Below are 18,413 nucleotides of genomic sequence, written 5' to 3'. Positions count from 1 at the left end.
CTTTGATATTGAACCAACACCCCGAAATCACACCAAATGGTCAAAAAGCGGTTGACCCCTTGGCCGGGCTGCGGCCTTAATCATTGCACCTTTTGAGATACGTCTCTGATCGGGTGGCTGATACAACAAAGTCACCCCAAACAAAAAAACAACCGGGAGTACCCACATGACTCTGATGAAATCTCTGATGGGAGCGGCCGCAACGATCGCCCTGACCGCTGGCGCGTCGCTGGCTGATCCTGCCATCATTTTTGACCTTGGCGGCAAATTCGACAAAAGCTTCAACGAAGCTGCCTTTGCCGGTGCGACCCGTTGGGCTGAAGAAACGGGTGGCACATTCCGCGAAGTTGAACTGCAGTCCGAAGCTCAGCGCGAGCAGGCACTGCGTCGTTTCGCTGAAGCTGGATCTAACCCAATCGTCATGGCTGGCTTTGCCTTCTCTGACGCCCTAAGCCAGGTCGCACCGGATTACCCAGACACCAAGTTCGCCGTCATCGACGTTGACTGGCTGGACATGCCCAACGTCCGCGGCATCGGCTTTCAGGAGCACGAAGGATCGTATCTGGTTGGCATGATGGCCGCTCAGGCGTCCAAGTCTGGCACCGTAGGCTTCATCGGTGGCATGGATATCCCACTGATCCGCAAATTCGCCTGTGGCTATGCCCAGGGCGTCATGGCGGCCAATCCCGATGCCAAGATCATTGCCAACATGACCGGCACCACTCCGGCGGCATGGAACGATCCGGTTAAAGGCTCAGAGCTGACCAAGGCACAGATCAGCCAGGGTGCTGACGTTGTTTATGCAGCTGCTGGCGGTACTGGTGTTGGCGTTCTGCAGACTGCAGCTGACGAAGGCATCCTGTCCATCGGCGTCGACAGCAACCAGAACCACCTGCACCCAGGCAAAGTTCTGACCTCAATGCTGAAGCGTGTGGACAACGCAGTCTTTGATGCCTTTTCACAGGGTGAAGATCTGGAAAGCGGCAACGTACACATGGGTGTCGCCAATGGTGGCGTCGGCTATGCGATGGACGACAACAATGCCGCGCTGGTCAGTGCAGACATGCAGGCCGCAGTGGATGCTGCATCAGCAAAAATCGCTTCTGGCGAACTGTCAGTGCACAACTACATGTCCGACGACAGCTGCCCGGCTCTGAACTTCTAAGCCTTGTAGCAATACATTAATAAGGGCCGCGCAGCTATGCGCGGCCCTTTTTTCCCTAGCAGCGCGAGCATGCCATCCATTTTTCAGTACCGCCAATGACATCGCGGACCTGTCCAAAGGCATCACCAGCGCGCAGAACGTGAAATCTGTCGGAACAGGAACTGGTGAATGACCATATCCCCTGCCATTGAACTAAAAGGCATTTCCAAGGCCTTTGGCCCGGTTCAGGCCAACAAGGACATCTCGATCAGCGTAGCACCAGGTACCATCCATGGTATTATCGGTGAAAACGGCGCTGGCAAATCGACCCTGATGAGCATCCTGTATGGATTTTATAAGGCCGATAAGGGTGAGATCTGGATTAACGGCAAAAACACCGTGATCCCCGACAGTCAGGCCGCTATTTCTGCTGGCATCGGTATGGTATTTCAGCATTTCAAACTGGTGGAAAACTTCACCGTACTGGAAAACATCATTCTCGGAGCCGAGGACGGAGGGCTGCTGAAACCCTCACTGGCCAAGGCCCGCCGCATTCTGAAACAACTGGCCGCCGAATATGAGTTGAACGTCGACCCTGACGCCCGCATCGATGAAATCGGTGTTGGCAAACAACAGCGGGTCGAAATCCTCAAGGCGCTATACCGTCAAGCCGACATCCTGATTCTGGACGAGCCCACCGGGGTGTTGACGCCAGCCGAGGCCGATCAGCTGTTTCGCATTCTTCACCGCCTGCGCGAAGAAGGTAAAACCATCATCCTGATCACCCACAAGCTGCGCGAAATCATGGAGACCACCGACACCGTATCCGTTATGCGCCGCGGCCAGATGACGGCAACAGTCAAGACCTCTGAAACCAATCCAGCCCATCTTGCCGAACTGATGGTAGGTCGCAAGGTCTTGTTGCAAGTGGATAAAACTCCGGCAAAGCCGGGCGCACCCGTGCTCGAGATCGAAAACCTGTCGGTGCGTGATGAGGACGGCGTTGAACGGGTCAAAGGCATCAACTTACAAGTCCGCGCAGGCGAAATTCTGGGTATTGCCGGCGTTGCCGGTAACGGCCAGTCGGAACTTCTCGAGGTACTGGGTGGCATGCGTAGCGGCACTGGCTCGATCCGAATGCAGGGTGCCGAATTGCCGCTTTCTGGCCCCGGATCACACGGTCAGGCCCGCCGTCGTGCCCATATTGCCCATGTCCCCGAAGACCGCCAGCGTGAAGGCCTGATCATGGACTTCCACGCTTGGGAAAACGTCGCTTTCGGCTATCACCGTGACCCGATCTATCAATCTGGCATGTTGATGAACAACGCCGCCCTGCGCGCCGATACCGAAGCAAAGATGGAAAAGTTCGACGTACGCCCCCCAGATCCCTGGCTTGCGGCCAAGAACTTCTCAGGCGGCAACCAGCAAAAGATTGTTGTGGCCCGCGAGATCGAGCGTAATCCGGAATTGCTGCTGATCGGCCAACCCACGCGCGGTGTCGACATTGGCGCCATCGAATTCATTCACAAACAAATCGTCGAGCTGCGTGATCAGGGCAAAGCCATCCTGCTTGTCTCGGTTGAACTCGAAGAGATCCTGTCACTGGCCGACCGTGTGGCGGTGATGTTTGATGGTCACATCATGGGCGAACGCCTTCCGCATGAGACTGACGAAAAAGAACTTGGCCTGTTGATGGCCGGTGTCGCCGGGGAGGCCGCATAAGATGGAAAAGATGCCCAAATGGGCCGATGTGGTGCTGATCCCGGTGATCAGCTTGCTGTTGGCCGCTGTTATCTCCGCCCTGGTGATCCTTGCGATTGGCGAGAACCCTGTTGAAGCCGTCAAACTGATGATCGATGGCGCCTTAGGGTCGACCTATGGCTGGGGCTATACGCTCTATTATGCCACCAACTTCCTGTTTACTGGCCTGGCTGTTTCAGTCGCCTTTCACGCCCGTATGTTTAACATTGGTGGCGAAGGTCAGGCGATGTTGGGGGGCTTGGGAGCAGCGCTTGTTTGTCTCTACATTCCGTGGCCACACTGGTCGATGGCCCTAGCCGGTGGCGCGATTGGCGCGGCCATCTTTGGCGCGGCCTGGGCTGCTATTCCTGCCTATTTGCAAGCCAAACGCGGCAGCCACATCGTGATCACCACCATCATGTTCAACTTTATCGCCGCAGCGGTGCTGAACTATGTGCTGGTCAACTTGCTGCGCCCCGCGGGATCCATGGACCCGGCAACCGCACGTTTCCCGGAAGCCGTACACCTGCCCACCCTGCACGATCTGTTGGCGCCCCTTGGAATTGAGTTTTCCAAGGCCGCCCCGGCCAACGTCAGTTTTCTGGTGGCGCTCGCCGCCTGTGTCTTTGTCTGGCTGCTGATCTGGCGTACCAAACTGGGATACGAGATCCGTGCCTATGGCAAATCCGAGCAAGGCGCGCTCTATGCCGGGATCTCGCCCTTCAAGATCACCATGATCGCCATGCTGCTCTCAGGGGCGCTGGCTGGTATGATGGCCACCAACAACGTCATGGGTGAAGCCGAACGTCTGGTGCTGAACTCGACCGAGGGTGCAGGCTTTATTGGTATCGCAGTGGCGCTGATGGGACGTTCTCATCCCTTTGGTGTCTTTCTTGCCGCGATCCTGTTTGGATTTCTCTACCAGGGTGGTGCTGAACTTGCCCTGTGGACCAAGATCCCCCGCGAAATGATCGTCGTGATCCAGGCGCTGGTTATCTTGTTCACCGGCGCACTGGACAACATGGTCCGGATGCCGCTTGAAAAAATCTTTATCGCACTTCGGAAGGGAAAAGCCTGATGGATTTCCTGACACTCATTCAAGTCCTGGACAGCACAGTGCGTCTGGCCACTCCGCTGCTTCTGGCCTGTCTCGCTGGCCTGTTTTCGGAACGGGCAGGCATTTTCGACATCGGCCTGGAGGGCAAGATGCTGGCCGCCGCCTTCTTCTCGGCCGCGGTTGCTGCGGTTACCGGAAACGTCTGGTTGGGTCTTTTGTCCGGGGTCGCGGCCTCGCTGTCGCTGAGCGCCCTGCACGGGTTGGCCTCGATTACCTTTCGTGGCAACCAATTGATTTCCGGGCTGGCGGTTACCATGCTGGCTCAGGGCTTTACGGTAGTGATTGCCCAAAGGTGGTTCCAGCAAGGTGGGCGCACGCCATCCTTGCTGACCGAAGGCCGCTTTGGCCCCATCACCTTTCCTTTTGCCGAGGCCATAGCCGGCGTGCCGGTGATTGGGCCAATCTACGCCGAGCTGCTGTCCGGGCATTCGATCCTAGTTTACGTGGCCTTTGCAGCCGTGCCCGCCTCTTGGTGGCTGCTCTATCGCACCCGGTTCGGTCTGCGCCTGCGCGCCGTCGGTGAAAACCCCGAAGCTGTGGATACGGCTGGTATTTCGGTGGTTGGCCTGCGGTTCGCTGCCGTGGGGATCTGTGGGCTGCTTTGTGGCATTGCAGGCGCCTACCTTGCCACATCGCTTCAGGCCGGTTTTGTCAAAGACATGACGGCAGGCCGTGGCTATATCGCTCTCGCAGCCTTGATCTTTGCCAAGTGGCGACCCTGGCACGCTATGGGCGCCTGCCTGTTGTTTGGCCTGCTGCAAGCCGTCGCCTTGCGGTTCCAGAATATTGAGCTGGGTGGCATTACCATCCCGGTCCAAATGATGGATGCACTTCCCTATATCCTAACTGTGGTGATCCTGGCCGGTTTTGTCGGTAAGGCCATCCCCCCAAAGGCCGGCGGTGAGCCCTACGTAAAGGAACGCTGAAGCCCGCCCAAGTCGTCCAAACTTCCACACCGCCCGACATCACGTCAGGCGGTGTATTGTCAACAGGAGCTCCCGCCCGTCACTTGGCATCTGGGCGATGCCCAAGTCTGATCAGGGTTTACCGGCTTTGCCGGTACACTCTGCAGACGCGGGAGACCACCGATCGGAAAACCTGCCTTCTGCGTAAGTCCAGTTTTCCATTCTCCCCAGTCCTATTTGCTGCGCAGCGGCATCGGTGGTTGATTTCAACCATGCGCCCGGTCTAACAAAGATTATGCAGATTTATCTTCCTATCGCCGAAGTCTCGGTCAACGCCTTCCTTTTGCTAGGTTTAGGTGGCTTGGTCGGAATATTGTCAGGTATGTTCGGGGTTGGCGGCGGTTTTTTAATGACCCCGCTGCTTTTCTTTATTGGCATACCACCCGCCGTTGCGGTCGCCACCGAGGCGAATCAGATCGTGGCGTCCTCGTTTTCGGGCGTCCTGGCCCACTTTCGAAGGCAAACGGTCGATATCAAGATGGGCCTGGTGCTGCAAGCCGGTGGCCTGGTCGGGGCGGCACTGGGTGTCTTGGTCTTTAACTACCTCAAGGCGCAAGGCCAGGTCGATCTTCTGGTCAAGCTTTGCTACGTGGTCTTCCTGGGTGTCGTCGGTGGCCTGATGTTCATCGAAAGCCTGAACGCTATCAGGAAATCCAAGAAATCAGGGGGTGCACCTGCGCCTCGCCGCCAACGCAACTGGATTCACGCGCTGCCACTCAAGGTCCGGTTCCGCACATCCGGCCTGTATATCTCAGTCATCCCACCCATTCTGGTCGGCATCTGCGTTGGCATCCTTGCCGCTATCATGGGTGTTGGCGGTGGGTTCATCATGGTGCCCGCGATGATCTACATCTTAGGGATGCCCACAAAGGTCGTAATCGGAACCTCGCTGTTCCAGATTATCACCGTGACTGCCTTTACCACCATGCTGCATGCCACCACCAACTACACCGTGGACATAGTACTTGCCGTATTGCTGCTGATCGGTGGCGTCATCGGCGCCCAGATCGGCACCCGCATTGGCGTCTACATGAAGGCCGAGCAACTGCGCATTCTACTGGCCCTTATGGTCCTGATCGTCTGCGGCAAACTGGCCCTGGATCTGCTTCTCACCCCCTCCGAGATATTCTCGCTCGGCGCTGGCGGGGGGCACTGACCATGCGCAAACTACTGCTTGCAGCCTTGCTGCTGTTTACCCCCTCCGCCCAGGCCGCTCAAGAAGAGGTGGTGCTGGGCCTCAGCCAGGACCGCGTCGCCATTACGGCCGATTTCAATGGATCTGAAATCCTGATCTTCGGCGCCGTAAAGCGGGAAACTCCTATTCCTGACACCGAACCGCTCGAGGTCATCGTGACCGTATCGGGGCCAGGCCAACCGGTTCTGGTACGGCGCAAGGAACGCAAGCTGGGCATCTGGGTCAATGTCGACTCGGTGCTGGTTGATTCTGCCCCGACATTCTATGCCGTTGCCACCAGTGCCCCATTCTCACAGGTTCTGACAGACACCGAGGACCTACGGTATCGCATTTCTATCGGGCGTGCGATTCGTTCGGTTGGTGCCGCAATGCACATTCGTGGCGCACAAGACTTTGCCGACGCCGTGATACGTATCCGCGAGGGTGAGCAGTTGTACTCTATACGCGAAAACACCGTCGCCGTTGACCAGCAGACCCTTTTTCGGACCGCGATCGATATGCCTGCCGACCTGACCGAGGGCAGCTATACCGCGCGTATCTTTCTGACCCGCAACGGCAAAGTCATCTCGCAGTATGAAACTCCGATTGACGTGCGCAAAGTCGGGCTAGAGCGGTTTCTCTATGTGATGTCGCGAGAACAACCGTTTCTATACGGGTTGATGTCACTGGCGATTGCCATCGCCGCTGGATGGGGTGCTTCGGCTGCGTTCCGTCTGCTGCGGAACAACTGATCCAATCGGTCAATCTGTACTGGGATCCATCAGTGGCCTTAGTCGCCCTCGACCTCTAGCTTCAGTGTTGCCGCCGGTGCTGCGCGTAAATCATCAATCCGTAGCGGCTCGCTTGGTTTGGCCAGCCGGTTGCGGACCACCCAGATCAATCGCTCTTGCGCCCGTGTGATGGCAACATAGGCCAACCGTTTCCACAGCGGCTGGCCCGCCTCAACCCGTCCCATGCGCGCGGCGACATACAGGTCAGGGGCAAACACCTGTGTCGTCCCCCATTGCGAGCCCTGGGCCTTGTGGATGGTCACCGCAGCACCGTGCAGGAACGTCGCCCCCATACGGGCCGCAAAGGGAATAAAGGGCTCTTCCTCGTCCGGTTTTTCAATCTTCACAATCGAGGCCGCACTGACCTGAGGATCTTCGGCACCCATCACATGTAACCGTGAAAATCCCGGTTTGCGCCCCGGTCCAAGATAGACCACCTGCGCCCCCTTGATCAGTCCGCGCGCCTCCAGGTCCAACCGCTTTTTCCGATGTTTTATCGGCAGTTCTATGCCGTCACAAATTAGCGGCTCGCCCTCCATCAGCGCATCCTCTGGCGCGCCATGGACGGTGCGAAAAGCATTGATTAGCTTAATTCGCGTCGCATTGCGCCAAACCAGAACCGGCGAGCGCGCCATCAAGTCAACCTCAACCCGCTGTCCCCAAACCACCCGGTCATCCCGTTTCGAGACATCCTCGATCATCCGTTCAAAGTCTTGGAACGACAGTTGCGGGTCGGCCAGCGCATGCGCCAGATCCAGAATCGGATTGTCAGCGTCCTGACGGTGAATACGGTGAAGCTCCAGCTTGCGCTCTTCGGGCAAGGCGTCAAACACCATCGCTCCGGATTGGTTCACAGGCGCTAACTGCGCCGGATCGCCAAACAGCACCAGACTTGGGAAAATCTCTTTCAGGTCATTGAACTGGCGTTCATCCAGCATCGATGATTCGTCTACAAACCCAATATCCAGCGGCTCTTCCCGCCGTTTCCAACCGGTGATGAAGTCAGAGCCGCGCAGGCCCGCCGACGCCAAAGCACCGGGAATCGATTTGTTCTTTTCAAAAAACGCCGCGGCCCGGGCCAGCGCCTCATCGGTCAGGCCCTCGATCTCGGGCGGCTCCCCCTTGCCCGTCAACCACTCGGCCAGTTTCTCGTATTCCGGGTCATACATCGGCGTGTACAGAATACGGTGAATGGTCGTCGCCGGCACGCCACGCAGCCGCAAGACGGATGCCGCTTTGTTGGTTGGGGCCAGTATAGCCAAGGTGCGCCGGTCGCCCTTTTTGCGACTTTCATAATCGCCTGACACCACCTCAACGCCGGATTGCTCCAGCGCCTTGTACAGCTCAGCCAGCAACAGCGTCTTGCCCGACCCGGCCTTGCCCATCAGGGCCATCACGCCGCTTTCGCCCTTTGGCTGTTGCAGCAGGCTGTCATCAAGATCGACACCGGCCTGGCGCAGCATTTCAGTTACGCTGTCAAAGGCAGCGGCTTGGTCGTCAGAGAACTGGATGGGGAGTGCGGTCATCCCCTGACCCTATAGATGCGGGGCTGGCTTCACCAGAGCCAGCCCTGCGTTTCCAGATTGTTTTCAAGCGCTCAATGCCATCGGCAGATCAGTTGGTCCACCAAATGACCGGTCGAACCACATGCGTGAAATTTCTGGTGCAATACCAGACCGCTGCGCCACAATATCATAGGCACCCGGAGAGAATTCCCACAGTCCAACATTAATCTGATCGCGTCCCTGACCTTCGCTTCCCAGAACATCAGGCGACGACCCAATAGCGCGGTAAATACGGATCATCCGACGGTCAAAGACGCCCACAAAGTGGTCAATGGAAAAGTTACGCATGATTTCACCACCGCCCAGCATCAGGGCCCCGGCTACTTTGCTACTGGCATCGCGCGACAGGCAGAACCGGGTGCATTCCCAAATGAATGGGCTACAGATTGATACACCATCCGTCAGATGCCCAAAGATGTCATTCACCATGACCCGCCCAGTCGTCGGCAAAAATCGCATCGATCCGCCATGACTGCCATCGGGTTGCTCCCAGATGACATATAGCGGGTTCAGCGTGTCATACTCATCACGCTCTTCCCCGGATGAATCGACGGCGACATCCCAACCCAAGCGGGTTTTAAACTGGTCAGCCCGGTCAACGAACATCGAATGTGCCAGATCCGAAAACTTGTGAAGGTCGTTTGCGTAAATGTAGCGAAGCATTGCTTTCTCCGTTTCGTAAAAAGAGAGCAAAACGTACGACTAAAATGGTTAATGCATTATAAGTTTTTTGTTAATAATTGGAAACAAATTGTTAAACAACAATTAGACCCCGACTCATTGCGCGCGCAATGGCATGTGTAGTATTAAGCGCGCCCAATTTAAATCGGGCACTTTCAATATATACCCTCAATGTATGTTCTGAAATCGACAGTGTTTCAGCGACTTGTGCGCGGCTATATCCCATAGCTAATAGGGTCATCACGTCCACCTCACGCGGCGACAAAGTCCGCGATTGCTCTGGCGCCCGATCTGGTTCGAAATCCAGTGCTTTACGGTTGAAGTAATGTGCCAGTAATATCAGATCACGGCTGTGTTTTTCCGTAAATTTCTCCCAGACTAAATCGTCACAATTATGGCTGATAGAAAACAACGCAAATTGCCCATTTGGGCCGCGAATCGGAATAGAATACCCCTGGTTGCCAACCCCGTGCTTCAGCGCATCGGCCAGGAATACGCGGGCTGGTTTACTGGACCAGTCCAGTCGCTTCCAATCGACCGGATGAAAACGTTGATAGCAGCCGGTGATAACCGGATCGGTCCGCAAATACTCTTGTTCCAGGTAGCGTTGAACCCATTCATCCGAATACGTTCCACACCCGTATTGATCCCCGGCACTGTCGACCCAGTGATACACAATGTGATCAATTTCAAAGAGATCCCGAACCTTTTCAATGACGTCTTGAATACCTTCAAGGCTACTGGTGGCCTCCAGTATTTTTAGGATTCTGTCCAGATTGATTCTGCTCGCCATTCTTTTGCGCACCAGCTTGTTCGTTCATCGAAGCCAATTCAGACTCAGCCAGTTCAAGCGTTTTGCTCAGCTGGTCAGCCAGTGCCCCCAAGCCATTTGCAGCAGCAAATGACCGGAGGTCAACGAGAACGTCTAGCATCCAGTGAGATTGGGTCATTGCAGTGTCTCTTTTCGCAAAGTTAGCGTCAAAAAAGGTTAACATGCGACCAGAACTCCAGAAACTCGCTGTTTTCCCCTCCCCAAAAACAGTGAGGGCCGAACCTGCAAGCCGCTGAAACGAAACCCAGAGGCGAAAAAAATGGAAAACCCGCGAATCAAAGTCATTGATTCGCGGGATACCGCTAACAGGTCAGCATGTGGGCTACACAGGACCCTTCGTTGGGTCCGCTCAGCCGGCCTCAAGCACGTCTTCTAGCGTGCGCAGGCCTGTTGCGGGCGCCTGGACCAGCACCGACATATTGCCTGGTTTATGCTCATTCCGCAGCATTTTCATATGGGCCTGGGGAAGGTCATTCCAGGCGAACACTTCGGACATGCAGGGGTCCAGACGGCGCTCCAGCATCAGCTTGTTGGCCGAGGCCGCCTGCTTGAGATGGGCAAAGTGGCTGCCCTGCAGACGTTTCTGGTGCATCCACATATAGCGTACGTCCAGGGTCAGATTAAACCCGGTAGTGCCTGCGCAGATCACCACCATGCCGCCCTTTTTGCAGACAAAGGTCGACACCGGGAATGTTGCTTCGCCGGGATGTTCGAACACCATGTCAACATTGACCCCCTTGCCGGTGATCGCCCAGATCGCGGCACCGAATTTGCGGGCTTCTTTGAACCATGCGGCATACTCTGGTGTGTTCACCGTTGGCATCTGACCCCAACAATTGAAGTCCTTGCGGTTCAAGACACCTTTGGCCCCAAGTCCCATCACAAAATCACGTTTACTCTCGTCCGAGATCACGCCAATTGCGTTGGCACCGGCAGTGTTGATCAACTGGATCGCGTAGGAGCCTAAACCGCCAGACGCGCCCCATACCAATACATTTTGTCCCGGTTTCAGATCATGTGGCTCGTGGCCAAAAAGCATCCGATAGGCAGTCGCCAAGGTCAGTGTGTAACAGGCACTTTCTTCCCAGGTCAGGTGCTTGGGGCGTGGCATCAACTGCTGAGACTGAACATTGGTGAACTGTGCAAAAGATCCGTCGGGTGTTTCATAGCCCCAAATACGCTGACTAGGAGAATACATCGGATCACCGCCGTTACATTCCTCGTCTTCACCGTCATCCTGATTGCAGTGGATTACGACCTCGTCGCCGACCTTCCACTTCTTAACCTTGTCACCAACGGCCCAAACAATACCCGCCGCGTCTGAACCGGCAATGTGGTATGGCTGTTTATGCCCGTCAAAGGGGCTGATCGGCTTGCCCAGAGCGGCCCAAACACCATTGTAATTGACACCGGCAGCCATCACCAAAACCAACACATCGTGGCTGTCTATGGTTGGTACGTCTACCACTTCCTGCAACATCGCACTGTCGGGATTGCCATGACGTTCCTTGCGAATGGCCCATGCGTACATCTGTTTGGGGACGTAGCCCATCGGGGGCATCTCACCCATTTCGTACAGGTCTTTTTCAGGTGCCTCATACGACAACACGTCGGGATTGGTGTCCAAAGCCATAACAGCCTCCATTTTGCCTCTTTTCGCCGCAGTGCAGAATCGCGGCTCTCACTACGGAATAAAAACGGTTAAGCAATAAAGCAACCGCAAATCTTCGCATTTTGTAATTTTATAACCCCGCAACCGCAGAATTTACCTTTGCGATCGCAGAAAACTCGGGCCCATCAGGCGAGTGATCAAGCCCCAATCAGAGCTAGCGTAATAAATCGAAAGGTCACGGTCAGCTGACCGGAGCCAAGACAGAATGATCCCAATCGGAGTGGTGACTGGTGGCAAATGTATTTAGGGCCGATGGCCAGTCAGACCGAATTTCAGAGTATCCCGGGTCCACGAAATGCAGTCCAGAGTGCATATCAAATGCACCAGGCATTGGCAGATATTGGGTGAATAAACGCCCATAGAAACGGCCAGCATTCGTTTCGGAGAACATGCATCCACAACCACTTTGTAACAAGAGTTTGTTGCCACACACTAATTTTATACTATTCTGACTGTATGGGACCCGCTCACTGCACTCATCGGCGCTGCTGAGTTTAATGGAAATTTAAGTTTACAGGAAAAGAACAGCATGTTTTCCAAACGAAACTTCGTCACTGCATTGGCTGCTATGGCAGTCACTGTAACCACCGCAATTCCAGCCTTTGCATTGGACCGGCGTGTGAGAATCGTAAATGACACCGGCTATGTGCTGGTCGAGTTCTACGGCTCGAATAAGGGATCGTCGTCCTGGGAAGAGGATATTTTGGGACGGGATGTGCTGCGCTCAGGGCAATCTGTAATGATCGATTTTGACGATGGCACCGGCTATTGTAAATTCGACTTCAAGGCAGTTTTCGACGACGGTGACGAACTGATCCGAAAAGGTGTCAATATCTGTGAGATCGGTACCTACACTTATAACTGATACTCGTGGTCGCCAGACCGTCAAAAAGCGCGCCGACCTTGGTCTGGCGCGCTTTTTGATGCGAATTTTTGACTTCGCCGCAACGCAGCGAATTGACAGCGCCATAATATTCCCCGTATCAAGCTGGTGACGAAATAATATTACGCATCACTTACGAGGCTCCGATGACGCAGAAAGACCGCCCCTGGCTGATCCGCACCTATGCTGGCCACTCTACCGCCACGGCCTCTAACGCGCTGTACCGCAGCAATCTGTCCAAGGGTCAAACCGGGCTGTCAGTCGCCTTTGATCTGCCAACTCAGACCGGATACGACAGTGACCATACCCTGGCACGCGGCGAAGTCGGAAAAGTCGGCGTGCCGGTATGTCACCTGGGCGACATGCGTGCCCTGTTTGACCAGATCCCTTTGGATCAGATGAACACTTCGATGACTATCAACGCCACAGCCCCCTGGTTGCTGTCGCTTTACATCGCGGTCGCAGAAGAGCAAGGCGCAGACGTCCGCAGCCTGCAGGGCACCGTGCAAAACGACCTGATCAAGGAATACCTAAGCCGGGGCACCTACATCTGCCCCCCGAAACCCAGCCTTAAAATGATCGCCGATGTGGCCGAGTATTGCTATACCAACGTGCCAAAATGGAACCCGATGAACGTCTGTTCCTACCACCTGCAAGAGGCCGGCGCGACACCCGAGCAAGAGCTGGCCTTTGCTTTAGCCACCGGGCAGGCAGTCCTGGACGAATTGCGGCCCAGAGTCCCCGCCGAGGATTTTCCGGCCCTGGTCGGACGGATCTCGTTCTTTGTCAACGCAGGCATCCGTTTTGTCACCGAAATGTGCAAGATGCGCGCCTTTGTCGACCTCTGGGATGAAATCTGCGAAACGCGTTATGGCGTCACCGATCCGAAATACCGCAGGTTTCGCTATGGCGTGCAGGTCAACTCACTGGGCCTGACCGAACAACAACCTGAAAACAACGTCTACCGCATCCTCATCGAAATGCTGGCCGTGACCCTGTCGAAAAAGGCCCGCGCCCGCGCCGTACAACTTCCGGCCTGGAACGAGGCCCTTGGCCTGCCCCGGCCCTGGGACCAACAATGGTCGATGCGGATGCAGCAAATCCTGGCCTATGAGACCGACCTGCTGGAATACGGTGATCTGTTCGACGGCAATGCAGTCGTGGATGCCAAAGTCGAAGAGCTAAAGGCCGGTGCGCGGGCTGAACTCAGCAATCTGGACGGAATGGGCGGGGCTGTGGCCTCGATCGAGTATATGAAGTCCCGCCTGGTGGATTCAAATGCCGAACGCCTGAATCGAATTGAACGCAATGAAACCATCGTTGTCGGCGTCAACCGCTGGACCGAGGGCGAACCCTCGCCACTGCAGACCGAAGACGGTGGCATCATGGTGGTTGACCCTGCGGTCGAACAGGACCAGATCGGACGTCTGAATGACTGGCGCCGGGATCGCGACAGTGAACAGGTGCAGGCCGCGTTGGCCGCATTGCGTCTGGCCGCCCAGAACGGCGACAATATCATGCCGCCATCAATTGCGGCTGCCAAGGCCGGCGTAACCACCGGCGAATGGGCTGAAGAGATGCGTCTGGTCCATGGCACCTACCGTGGCCCCACTGGTGTGTCCCGCTCGGTGTCCAACAAAACTGAAGGTCTGGAAGACCTGCGCCAGCAGGTCGATACGGTTAGCGATCAATTGGGCCGTCGCCTAAAATTCCTGGTTGGAAAACCCGGGCTGGATGGCCATTCAAACGGCGCCGAACAGATTGCTTTCCGCGCCCGAGATTGCGGCATGGACATCTCATATGATGGCATCCGCCTGACACCTGCCGAGCTGGTCACAGCCGCGCTTGATGACGAGGCCCATGTGGTCGGCCTGTCGGTTCTGTCGGGTAGCCATCTGCCACTGGTCCAAGAAACGATGGACCGCATGCGCGAGGCCGGACTGGGCCACATTCCAGTGATTGTTGGAGGAATCATTCCAGACGACGATGCCAATTCCCTGAAACAAATGGGGGTATCGCGTGTTTATACTCCAAAGGATTTTGAACTCAATTCAATCATGAGGGAAATTACAGAGCTGGCATCACCCCAAAAAGTTGATTGTTAATAACAAACAATACGTGAGCTCGCCAAAAATACAAAAAAAACGAAAAATAACGTCTGACAATTGGGCCATAACCAGTTACGCGCTAATTAGATATGCACGTACTAAAAACTGGAGACCAAAATGACCCTCAATCTTGCGGAAATGTCGCGTAAAGATCTTCTGCAACTCAAGACGGACGTTAGTGAAGCACTGAAAACCGCTGAACAACGTGAACGCCTTGAGGCGCTTAAGGCAGCCGAACAAGCTGCCGCAGAATTCGGTTTTTCGCTTGAGGAAATTGCCAACGGCGGTCGCTCAATCGGCAAGCGTTCAAAAGCAGCTCCGAAATACAGAAACCCGGCAAACCCAGAAGAAACCTGGACTGGCCGCGGTCGCAAACCACATTGGATTCACACGGCCTTGACATCGGGTGCAGATATCTCTGATCTGGAAATCTGATCCAGATACGGAGAGCGCTTAAATGACCATTCATATTGGTGCCGCAAAAGAAGATATTGCGGAAACTGTCCTGTTGCCGGGCGATCCATATCGCGCCAAATGGGCTGCGGAAACGTTTCTTCAGGACGTGCGCCTGGTAAACGAGGTCCGTGGCATGCTCGGCTTTACTGGCACCTGGAAGGGACATCGCGTCACCATCCAGGGCAGTGGCATGGGAATGCCATCGCTGTCGATTTACGTCAACGAGTTGATCAAAGACTACGATGCCCAAACGTTGATCCGCATCGGATCCTGTGGCGGCATGCAGGATAAAGTCAATCTGCGCGATGTGATCGTGGCGATGACCGCGAGCAGCCTCAGCACCCCATCACGCGGTTTCTTTAGAGAGCTCAACTTTGCTCCCTGTGCCGACTGGGACCTGCTGCACGCAGCCGTCCAGGCCGCCGAGGCCAAGGGCACGCCAACCCATGTTGGCGGGATTTATTCATCGGATGTGTTCTACGACGAACGCCCTGATCTGAATGAGCAAATGGTGCGTCACGGCGTTCTGGCGGTCGAAATGGAAGCGGCCGAGCTGTATAATCTGGCGGCCCGGCACGGACGCCGGGCTTTGGCAGTGCTGACGGTCTCGGACCATCTGCTTACGGGAGAGGCCATGCCAGCTGACCAACGTGAACGTAGCTTTGGCGACATGGTAGAAATCGCTCTCGAGGCCGCCTTTGCTTAAGCTCTGACGACCTCTGCAACGCAATTGGGCCAGCGCACAACACCACAAACCACCAACGCCGTGCCGGATCTCTTTCCGGCACGGCGTTTTTTGTCACCGGGTGAAATCAGCGACCTCGCCCTTGTCAACGCCAGCGGTTAGCGTCCGTGGCTGCCGTCATAACCGTTGACCTGCGGGCTGACCCAGCCCTCTAGGGTCCCCGCAGCCGGAGCAAACACTTCTACCAGCAGCGGGTGACAGGCTGCGGTATCACTGGAATGCTCGGCACTGCAATCGCCACCGGGGCAGGCGCTGAGGGCCCCCAACAGATCTATCTCGGCAAAACCCTCCAGGTAGTCACCAGGGCGCACCGGCGAAGCCTTCATGAAGTACTGCCCGGTGTCCCGGGTGAAACCGGTGCACATAAAGACATTCAGGACATCATGCACGTGTGGCTCAGCCTCGGCCAGCGACACTCCCAAGTGATCCGCCAGCGCGCGGGTCAGATTCGAATGACAACAGTGGTGATATTGGCTCCCCGCCAACAGGTTCCCAGTGTAGGGATCACAGCGCGTACCGATCACGTCATGAACCGAACCACCGTATTCATCGATACCATACCAGCCCAGCGTATCATCGGTGAGTGTTGCCATCGGACGCAGGTACGGAAAGCTGGTCCACATCCGTTCACCGGTCGTGATATGGGTCCCATGCAGGGCACGCGTCTTGCCAGAGTAGAACCGCTCGCTCAGGTCATTGCGGTTCCAAAGGTTCAGGTCCCCCACCTGCGCTCCCTCAACCGAGCTGATGCGGAAGAATTGTCCGGCTGGCACTTCAAAGCACGCGGCATCACGCGCAGGGACCAAAACCTCATCCGTCTTGACCGCGCTGGCCCGCGCGCGACGATACAGAGAGAGATCCACAGGCGGCAGGCTGTCATTCGGGTAACAGATTACCGGTGCCACACCCCGGCGCGCCGCTGCATCCTTGGGCAACTTCATTGCAGTCTCAAAAGGGATTTCAGGGATAGTGTCACACATATTTTCAGCTCCATCTTGATGAGCCCATCAACGCCTGACAGAGCCTGGTGCGCAAGCCTGAATATTTCCGGCCAGCCCCCTTCTCTGTCTCTTGGTATCAGATCAATGTCTCCCGCGGCCGCTGTGCCCGTCGGCTAACGCCGACAGGCTTGCGGACTTGGGCGTTAGCCGCGCTTTGCGCGGCGCCACGCCCAACCAGAGGCCGGTATCGAAGATACCAACGATGGACGGGAGATCCTGTTTTCATCAGCGCTGGGGGGCAGCGGTGGAGTTTACCTACGCTGCCTGAGCTTCACTAACATGAGCTTTTGGTTTCACCCCTTGCGTGATGGAACCGCCCGACACCGGGGTAGCGACGGCTTAGTTTCCGGTGATACCAGCCTGCTTCACACACTCACTTAGGCTGACATTGGATGCGATGTAAGCCGCAAGCGGAGCGTTAAGCACGCCCCAAAAACGAGACTGCCATTAAAGGAAAACTTGCTTTATCTGAATGCTCATAGTTCTTGATCTAGCTACATATTGTACAGCGGCGAGACAGGATCGCGCCGCTGTACAACAGATAGGGTTTCTCCAAGCCGGTTCTGTGGCTAGGGGAAGTGGGTGAACTACAGCGTCCGCTCGACCATCATCTTCTTGATGTTGGCAATCGCTTCGGCTGGGTTCAGACCCTTGGGACAGGTATTGGTGCAGTTCATGATGGTGTGACACCGGTACAGCTTGAACGGATCTTCCAACTCGTCCAGACGCTCCCCAGTTGCCTCATCACGGCTATCGATGATCCAGCGATAGGCATGCAGCAGCGCGGCGGGCCCAAGATAGCGGTCACTGTTCCACCAGTAGCTGGGGCACGAGGTCGAGCAGCTGGCACACATCACACATTCATACAGACCGTCCAACTTCTTCCGGTCCGCAATGGTCTGTTTCCATTCCTTGGCCGGGCGGTTGGTCTTGGTCTCGAGCCACGGCATGATACTGGCGTGCTGCGCATAGAAATGCGTCAAATCCGGGATCAGGTCACGCACCACCGACATATGTGGCAACGGGTAGATTTTCACATCCCCCTTGATCTCATCCATGCCGTAGATACAGGCCAGCGTATTGATACCATCAATGTTCATCGCGCAGGAGCCACAGATTCCCTCGCGGCAGGACCGTCGGAACGAGAGGGTGGGATCAATCTCGTTCTTGATTTTGATCAGCGCGTCCAGAACCATCGGACCACAGGTGTCCATATCCAGAAAATAGGTGTCTACCCGTGGGTTTTTGCCATCATCCGGGGTCCAGCGATAAATCCGGAACTTGCGAATATTGGTGGAGCCGCTGGGTTTCGGCCAGGTCTTTCCCGTCGTGATCTTCGAGTTCTTCGGGAGTGCGAATTCGACCATGATTTGTCTCCTTGCTTATCCGCCTATCAACAGGTGCGTTGCGGCACACTGCTGACAGATGTTCATTTTTTCCGATGCCCGCGCCATTGTACTGGCGATCCCGAGCGCGTAATTTTCGCCAGCGTCATCGCAGGCAATATGATTTTCCAAACCTGGGAGTCTTACAGACGCA

17 protein-coding genes are annotated in these 18,413 nt (G+C 55.8%); 10 read left to right on the top strand and 7 right to left on the bottom strand.

The window, feature by feature from the left end; translation table 11 throughout:
- Positions 1 to 166: 166 nt before the first annotated feature.
- The 6 genes from EBB79_RS02355 to EBB79_RS02330 all read left to right on the top strand — a co-directional run bounded on the left by EBB79_RS02355 (position 167) and on the right by EBB79_RS02330 (position 6,892).
- On the top strand, positions 167 to 1,165 hold the full coding sequence (locus EBB79_RS02355; RefSeq protein ID WP_127747301.1) for a BMP family lipoprotein: 999 nt from the start codon (positions 167 to 169) through the stop codon (positions 1,163 to 1,165).
- A 168-nt stretch (positions 1,166 to 1,333) separates the two neighbouring features.
- A complete protein-coding gene (locus EBB79_RS02350; RefSeq protein WP_127747299.1) occupies positions 1,334 to 2,866 on the top strand; it encodes an ABC transporter ATP-binding protein in 1,533 nt (510 codons plus the stop codon).
- A 1-nt stretch (position 2,867) separates the two neighbouring features.
- Positions 2,868 to 3,962: an ABC transporter permease gene (locus EBB79_RS02345; protein WP_127747298.1), complete on the top strand. Its 1,095-nt coding sequence runs from the start codon at positions 2,868 to 2,870 to the stop codon at positions 3,960 to 3,962.
- Positions 3,962 to 4,927 carry an ABC transporter permease gene (locus EBB79_RS02340; protein ID WP_127747297.1) on the top strand — a complete coding sequence of 322 codons (966 nt, stop codon included), beginning with the start codon at positions 3,962 to 3,964 and terminating at the stop codon, positions 4,925 to 4,927. Before EBB79_RS02345 ends, EBB79_RS02340 begins: the two co-directional genes overlap by 1 nt.
- Positions 4,928 to 5,201: 274 nt before the next feature.
- Positions 5,202 to 6,122, top strand: coding sequence for a sulfite exporter TauE/SafE family protein (locus EBB79_RS02335; RefSeq protein ID WP_127747295.1), 921 nt, complete (start codon positions 5,202 to 5,204; stop codon positions 6,120 to 6,122).
- A gap of 2 nt (positions 6,123 to 6,124) precedes the next feature.
- Positions 6,125 to 6,892, top strand: coding sequence for a TIGR02186 family protein (locus EBB79_RS02330; protein WP_127747293.1), 768 nt, complete (start codon positions 6,125 to 6,127; stop codon positions 6,890 to 6,892).
- A 38-nt stretch (positions 6,893 to 6,930) separates the two neighbouring features.
- On the opposite strand, the gene EBB79_RS02325 is transcribed toward EBB79_RS02330, so the two are convergent.
- The 5 genes from EBB79_RS02325 to ccrA all read right to left on the bottom strand — a co-directional run bounded on the left by EBB79_RS02325 (position 6,931) and on the right by ccrA (position 11,642).
- On the bottom strand, positions 6,931 to 8,457 hold the full coding sequence (locus tag EBB79_RS02325; RefSeq protein WP_127747291.1) for an ATP-dependent DNA helicase: 1,527 nt from the start codon (positions 8,455 to 8,457) through the stop codon (positions 6,931 to 6,933).
- A gap of 63 nt (positions 8,458 to 8,520) precedes the next feature.
- A complete protein-coding gene (locus EBB79_RS02320) occupies positions 8,521 to 9,159 on the bottom strand; it encodes an acyl-homoserine-lactone synthase (RefSeq protein WP_127747289.1) in 639 nt (212 codons plus the stop codon).
- A 91-nt stretch (positions 9,160 to 9,250) separates the two neighbouring features.
- Positions 9,251 to 9,970, bottom strand: coding sequence for a helix-turn-helix transcriptional regulator (locus tag EBB79_RS02315; RefSeq protein WP_127747288.1), 720 nt, complete (start codon positions 9,968 to 9,970; stop codon positions 9,251 to 9,253).
- Positions 9,915 to 10,172, bottom strand: coding sequence for a hypothetical protein (locus tag EBB79_RS02310; protein WP_127747286.1), 258 nt, complete (start codon positions 10,170 to 10,172; stop codon positions 9,915 to 9,917). The genes EBB79_RS02315 and EBB79_RS02310 overlap by 56 nt, the downstream gene beginning before the upstream one ends.
- A gap of 186 nt (positions 10,173 to 10,358) precedes the next feature.
- Entirely contained in the window at positions 10,359 to 11,642 is a 1,284-nt protein-coding gene (gene ccrA, locus EBB79_RS02305; RefSeq protein WP_127747284.1) for a crotonyl-CoA carboxylase/reductase, read from the bottom strand.
- 568 nt (positions 11,643 to 12,210) lie between these two features.
- Between ccrA and EBB79_RS02300 the strand changes: the two genes are divergently transcribed.
- The 4 genes from EBB79_RS02300 to deoD all read left to right on the top strand — a co-directional run bounded on the left by EBB79_RS02300 (position 12,211) and on the right by deoD (position 15,834).
- On the top strand, positions 12,211 to 12,546 hold the full coding sequence (locus tag EBB79_RS02300) for a hypothetical protein (RefSeq protein ID WP_127747283.1): 336 nt from the start codon (positions 12,211 to 12,213) through the stop codon (positions 12,544 to 12,546).
- 164 nt (positions 12,547 to 12,710) lie between these two features.
- A complete protein-coding gene (locus tag EBB79_RS02295) occupies positions 12,711 to 14,669 on the top strand; it encodes a protein meaA (protein ID WP_127747282.1) in 1,959 nt (652 codons plus the stop codon).
- Between the two features lie 120 nt (positions 14,670 to 14,789).
- Positions 14,790 to 15,107: an H-NS histone family protein gene (locus EBB79_RS02290; protein WP_127747281.1), complete on the top strand. Its 318-nt coding sequence runs from the start codon at positions 14,790 to 14,792 to the stop codon at positions 15,105 to 15,107.
- A 22-nt stretch (positions 15,108 to 15,129) separates the two neighbouring features.
- Complete coding sequence (gene deoD / locus EBB79_RS02285; RefSeq protein ID WP_127747280.1) at positions 15,130 to 15,834, top strand: purine-nucleoside phosphorylase; 705 nt, start codon at positions 15,130 to 15,132, stop codon at positions 15,832 to 15,834.
- Between the two features lie 137 nt (positions 15,835 to 15,971).
- On the opposite strand, the gene EBB79_RS02280 is transcribed toward deoD, so the two are convergent.
- Together EBB79_RS02280 and EBB79_RS02275 are read right to left on the bottom strand one after the other, a co-directional pair.
- Positions 15,972 to 16,853, bottom strand: a complete 882-nt coding sequence (locus EBB79_RS02280; protein ID WP_238704978.1) for an urea carboxylase-associated family protein — start codon at positions 16,851 to 16,853, stop codon at positions 15,972 to 15,974.
- A gap of 608 nt (positions 16,854 to 17,461) precedes the next feature.
- Positions 17,462 to 18,241: a succinate dehydrogenase iron-sulfur subunit gene (locus tag EBB79_RS02275; RefSeq protein ID WP_127747279.1), complete on the bottom strand. Its 780-nt coding sequence runs from the start codon at positions 18,239 to 18,241 to the stop codon at positions 17,462 to 17,464.
- Positions 18,242 to 18,413 lie beyond the last annotated feature (172 nt).

The sequence above is a fragment of the Parasedimentitalea marina genome (genome assembly GCF_004006175.1).
Classification (GTDB): domain Bacteria; phylum Pseudomonadota; class Alphaproteobacteria; order Rhodobacterales; family Rhodobacteraceae; genus Parasedimentitalea; species Parasedimentitalea marina.
The sequence above is the reverse complement of the archived record's forward strand: the minus strand, read 5'-3'. Positions and strand labels throughout refer to the sequence as shown.

Bases quoted from the DNA above. Each gene is read 5' to 3' on its own strand.
- EBB79_RS02355 (WP_127747301.1), top strand. From the start codon at position 167: ATGACTCTGATGAAATCTCTGATGGGAGCGGCCGCAACGATCGCCCTG.
- EBB79_RS02350 (WP_127747299.1), top strand. From the start codon at position 1,334: ATGACCATATCCCCTGCCATTGAACTAAAAGGCATTTCCAAGGCCTTT.
- EBB79_RS02345 (WP_127747298.1), top strand. From the start codon at position 2,868: ATGGAAAAGATGCCCAAATGGGCCGATGTGGTGCTGATCCCGGTGATC.
- EBB79_RS02340 (WP_127747297.1), top strand. From the start codon at position 3,962: ATGGATTTCCTGACACTCATTCAAGTCCTGGACAGCACAGTGCGTCTG.
- EBB79_RS02335 (WP_127747295.1), top strand. From the start codon at position 5,202: ATGCAGATTTATCTTCCTATCGCCGAAGTCTCGGTCAACGCCTTCCTT.
- EBB79_RS02330 (WP_127747293.1), top strand. From the start codon at position 6,125: ATGCGCAAACTACTGCTTGCAGCCTTGCTGCTGTTTACCCCCTCCGCC.
- EBB79_RS02325 (WP_127747291.1), bottom strand. From the start codon at position 8,457: ATGACCGCACTCCCCATCCAGTTCTCTGACGACCAAGCCGCTGCCTTT.
- EBB79_RS02320 (WP_127747289.1), bottom strand. From the start codon at position 9,159: ATGCTTCGCTACATTTACGCAAACGACCTTCACAAGTTTTCGGATCTG.
- EBB79_RS02315 (WP_127747288.1), bottom strand. From the start codon at position 9,970: ATGGCGAGCAGAATCAATCTGGACAGAATCCTAAAAATACTGGAGGCC.
- EBB79_RS02310 (WP_127747286.1), bottom strand. From the start codon at position 10,172: ATGTTAACCTTTTTTGACGCTAACTTTGCGAAAAGAGACACTGCAATG.
- ccrA (WP_127747284.1), bottom strand. From the start codon at position 11,642: ATGGCTTTGGACACCAATCCCGACGTGTTGTCGTATGAGGCACCTGAA.
- EBB79_RS02300 (WP_127747283.1), top strand. From the start codon at position 12,211: ATGTTTTCCAAACGAAACTTCGTCACTGCATTGGCTGCTATGGCAGTC.
- EBB79_RS02295 (WP_127747282.1), top strand. From the start codon at position 12,711: ATGACGCAGAAAGACCGCCCCTGGCTGATCCGCACCTATGCTGGCCAC.
- EBB79_RS02290 (WP_127747281.1), top strand. From the start codon at position 14,790: ATGACCCTCAATCTTGCGGAAATGTCGCGTAAAGATCTTCTGCAACTC.
- deoD (WP_127747280.1), top strand. From the start codon at position 15,130: ATGACCATTCATATTGGTGCCGCAAAAGAAGATATTGCGGAAACTGTC.
- EBB79_RS02280 (WP_238704978.1), bottom strand. From the start codon at position 16,853: ATGTGTGACACTATCCCTGAAATCCCTTTTGAGACTGCAATGAAGTTG.
- EBB79_RS02275 (WP_127747279.1), bottom strand. From the start codon at position 18,241: ATGGTCGAATTCGCACTCCCGAAGAACTCGAAGATCACGACGGGAAAG.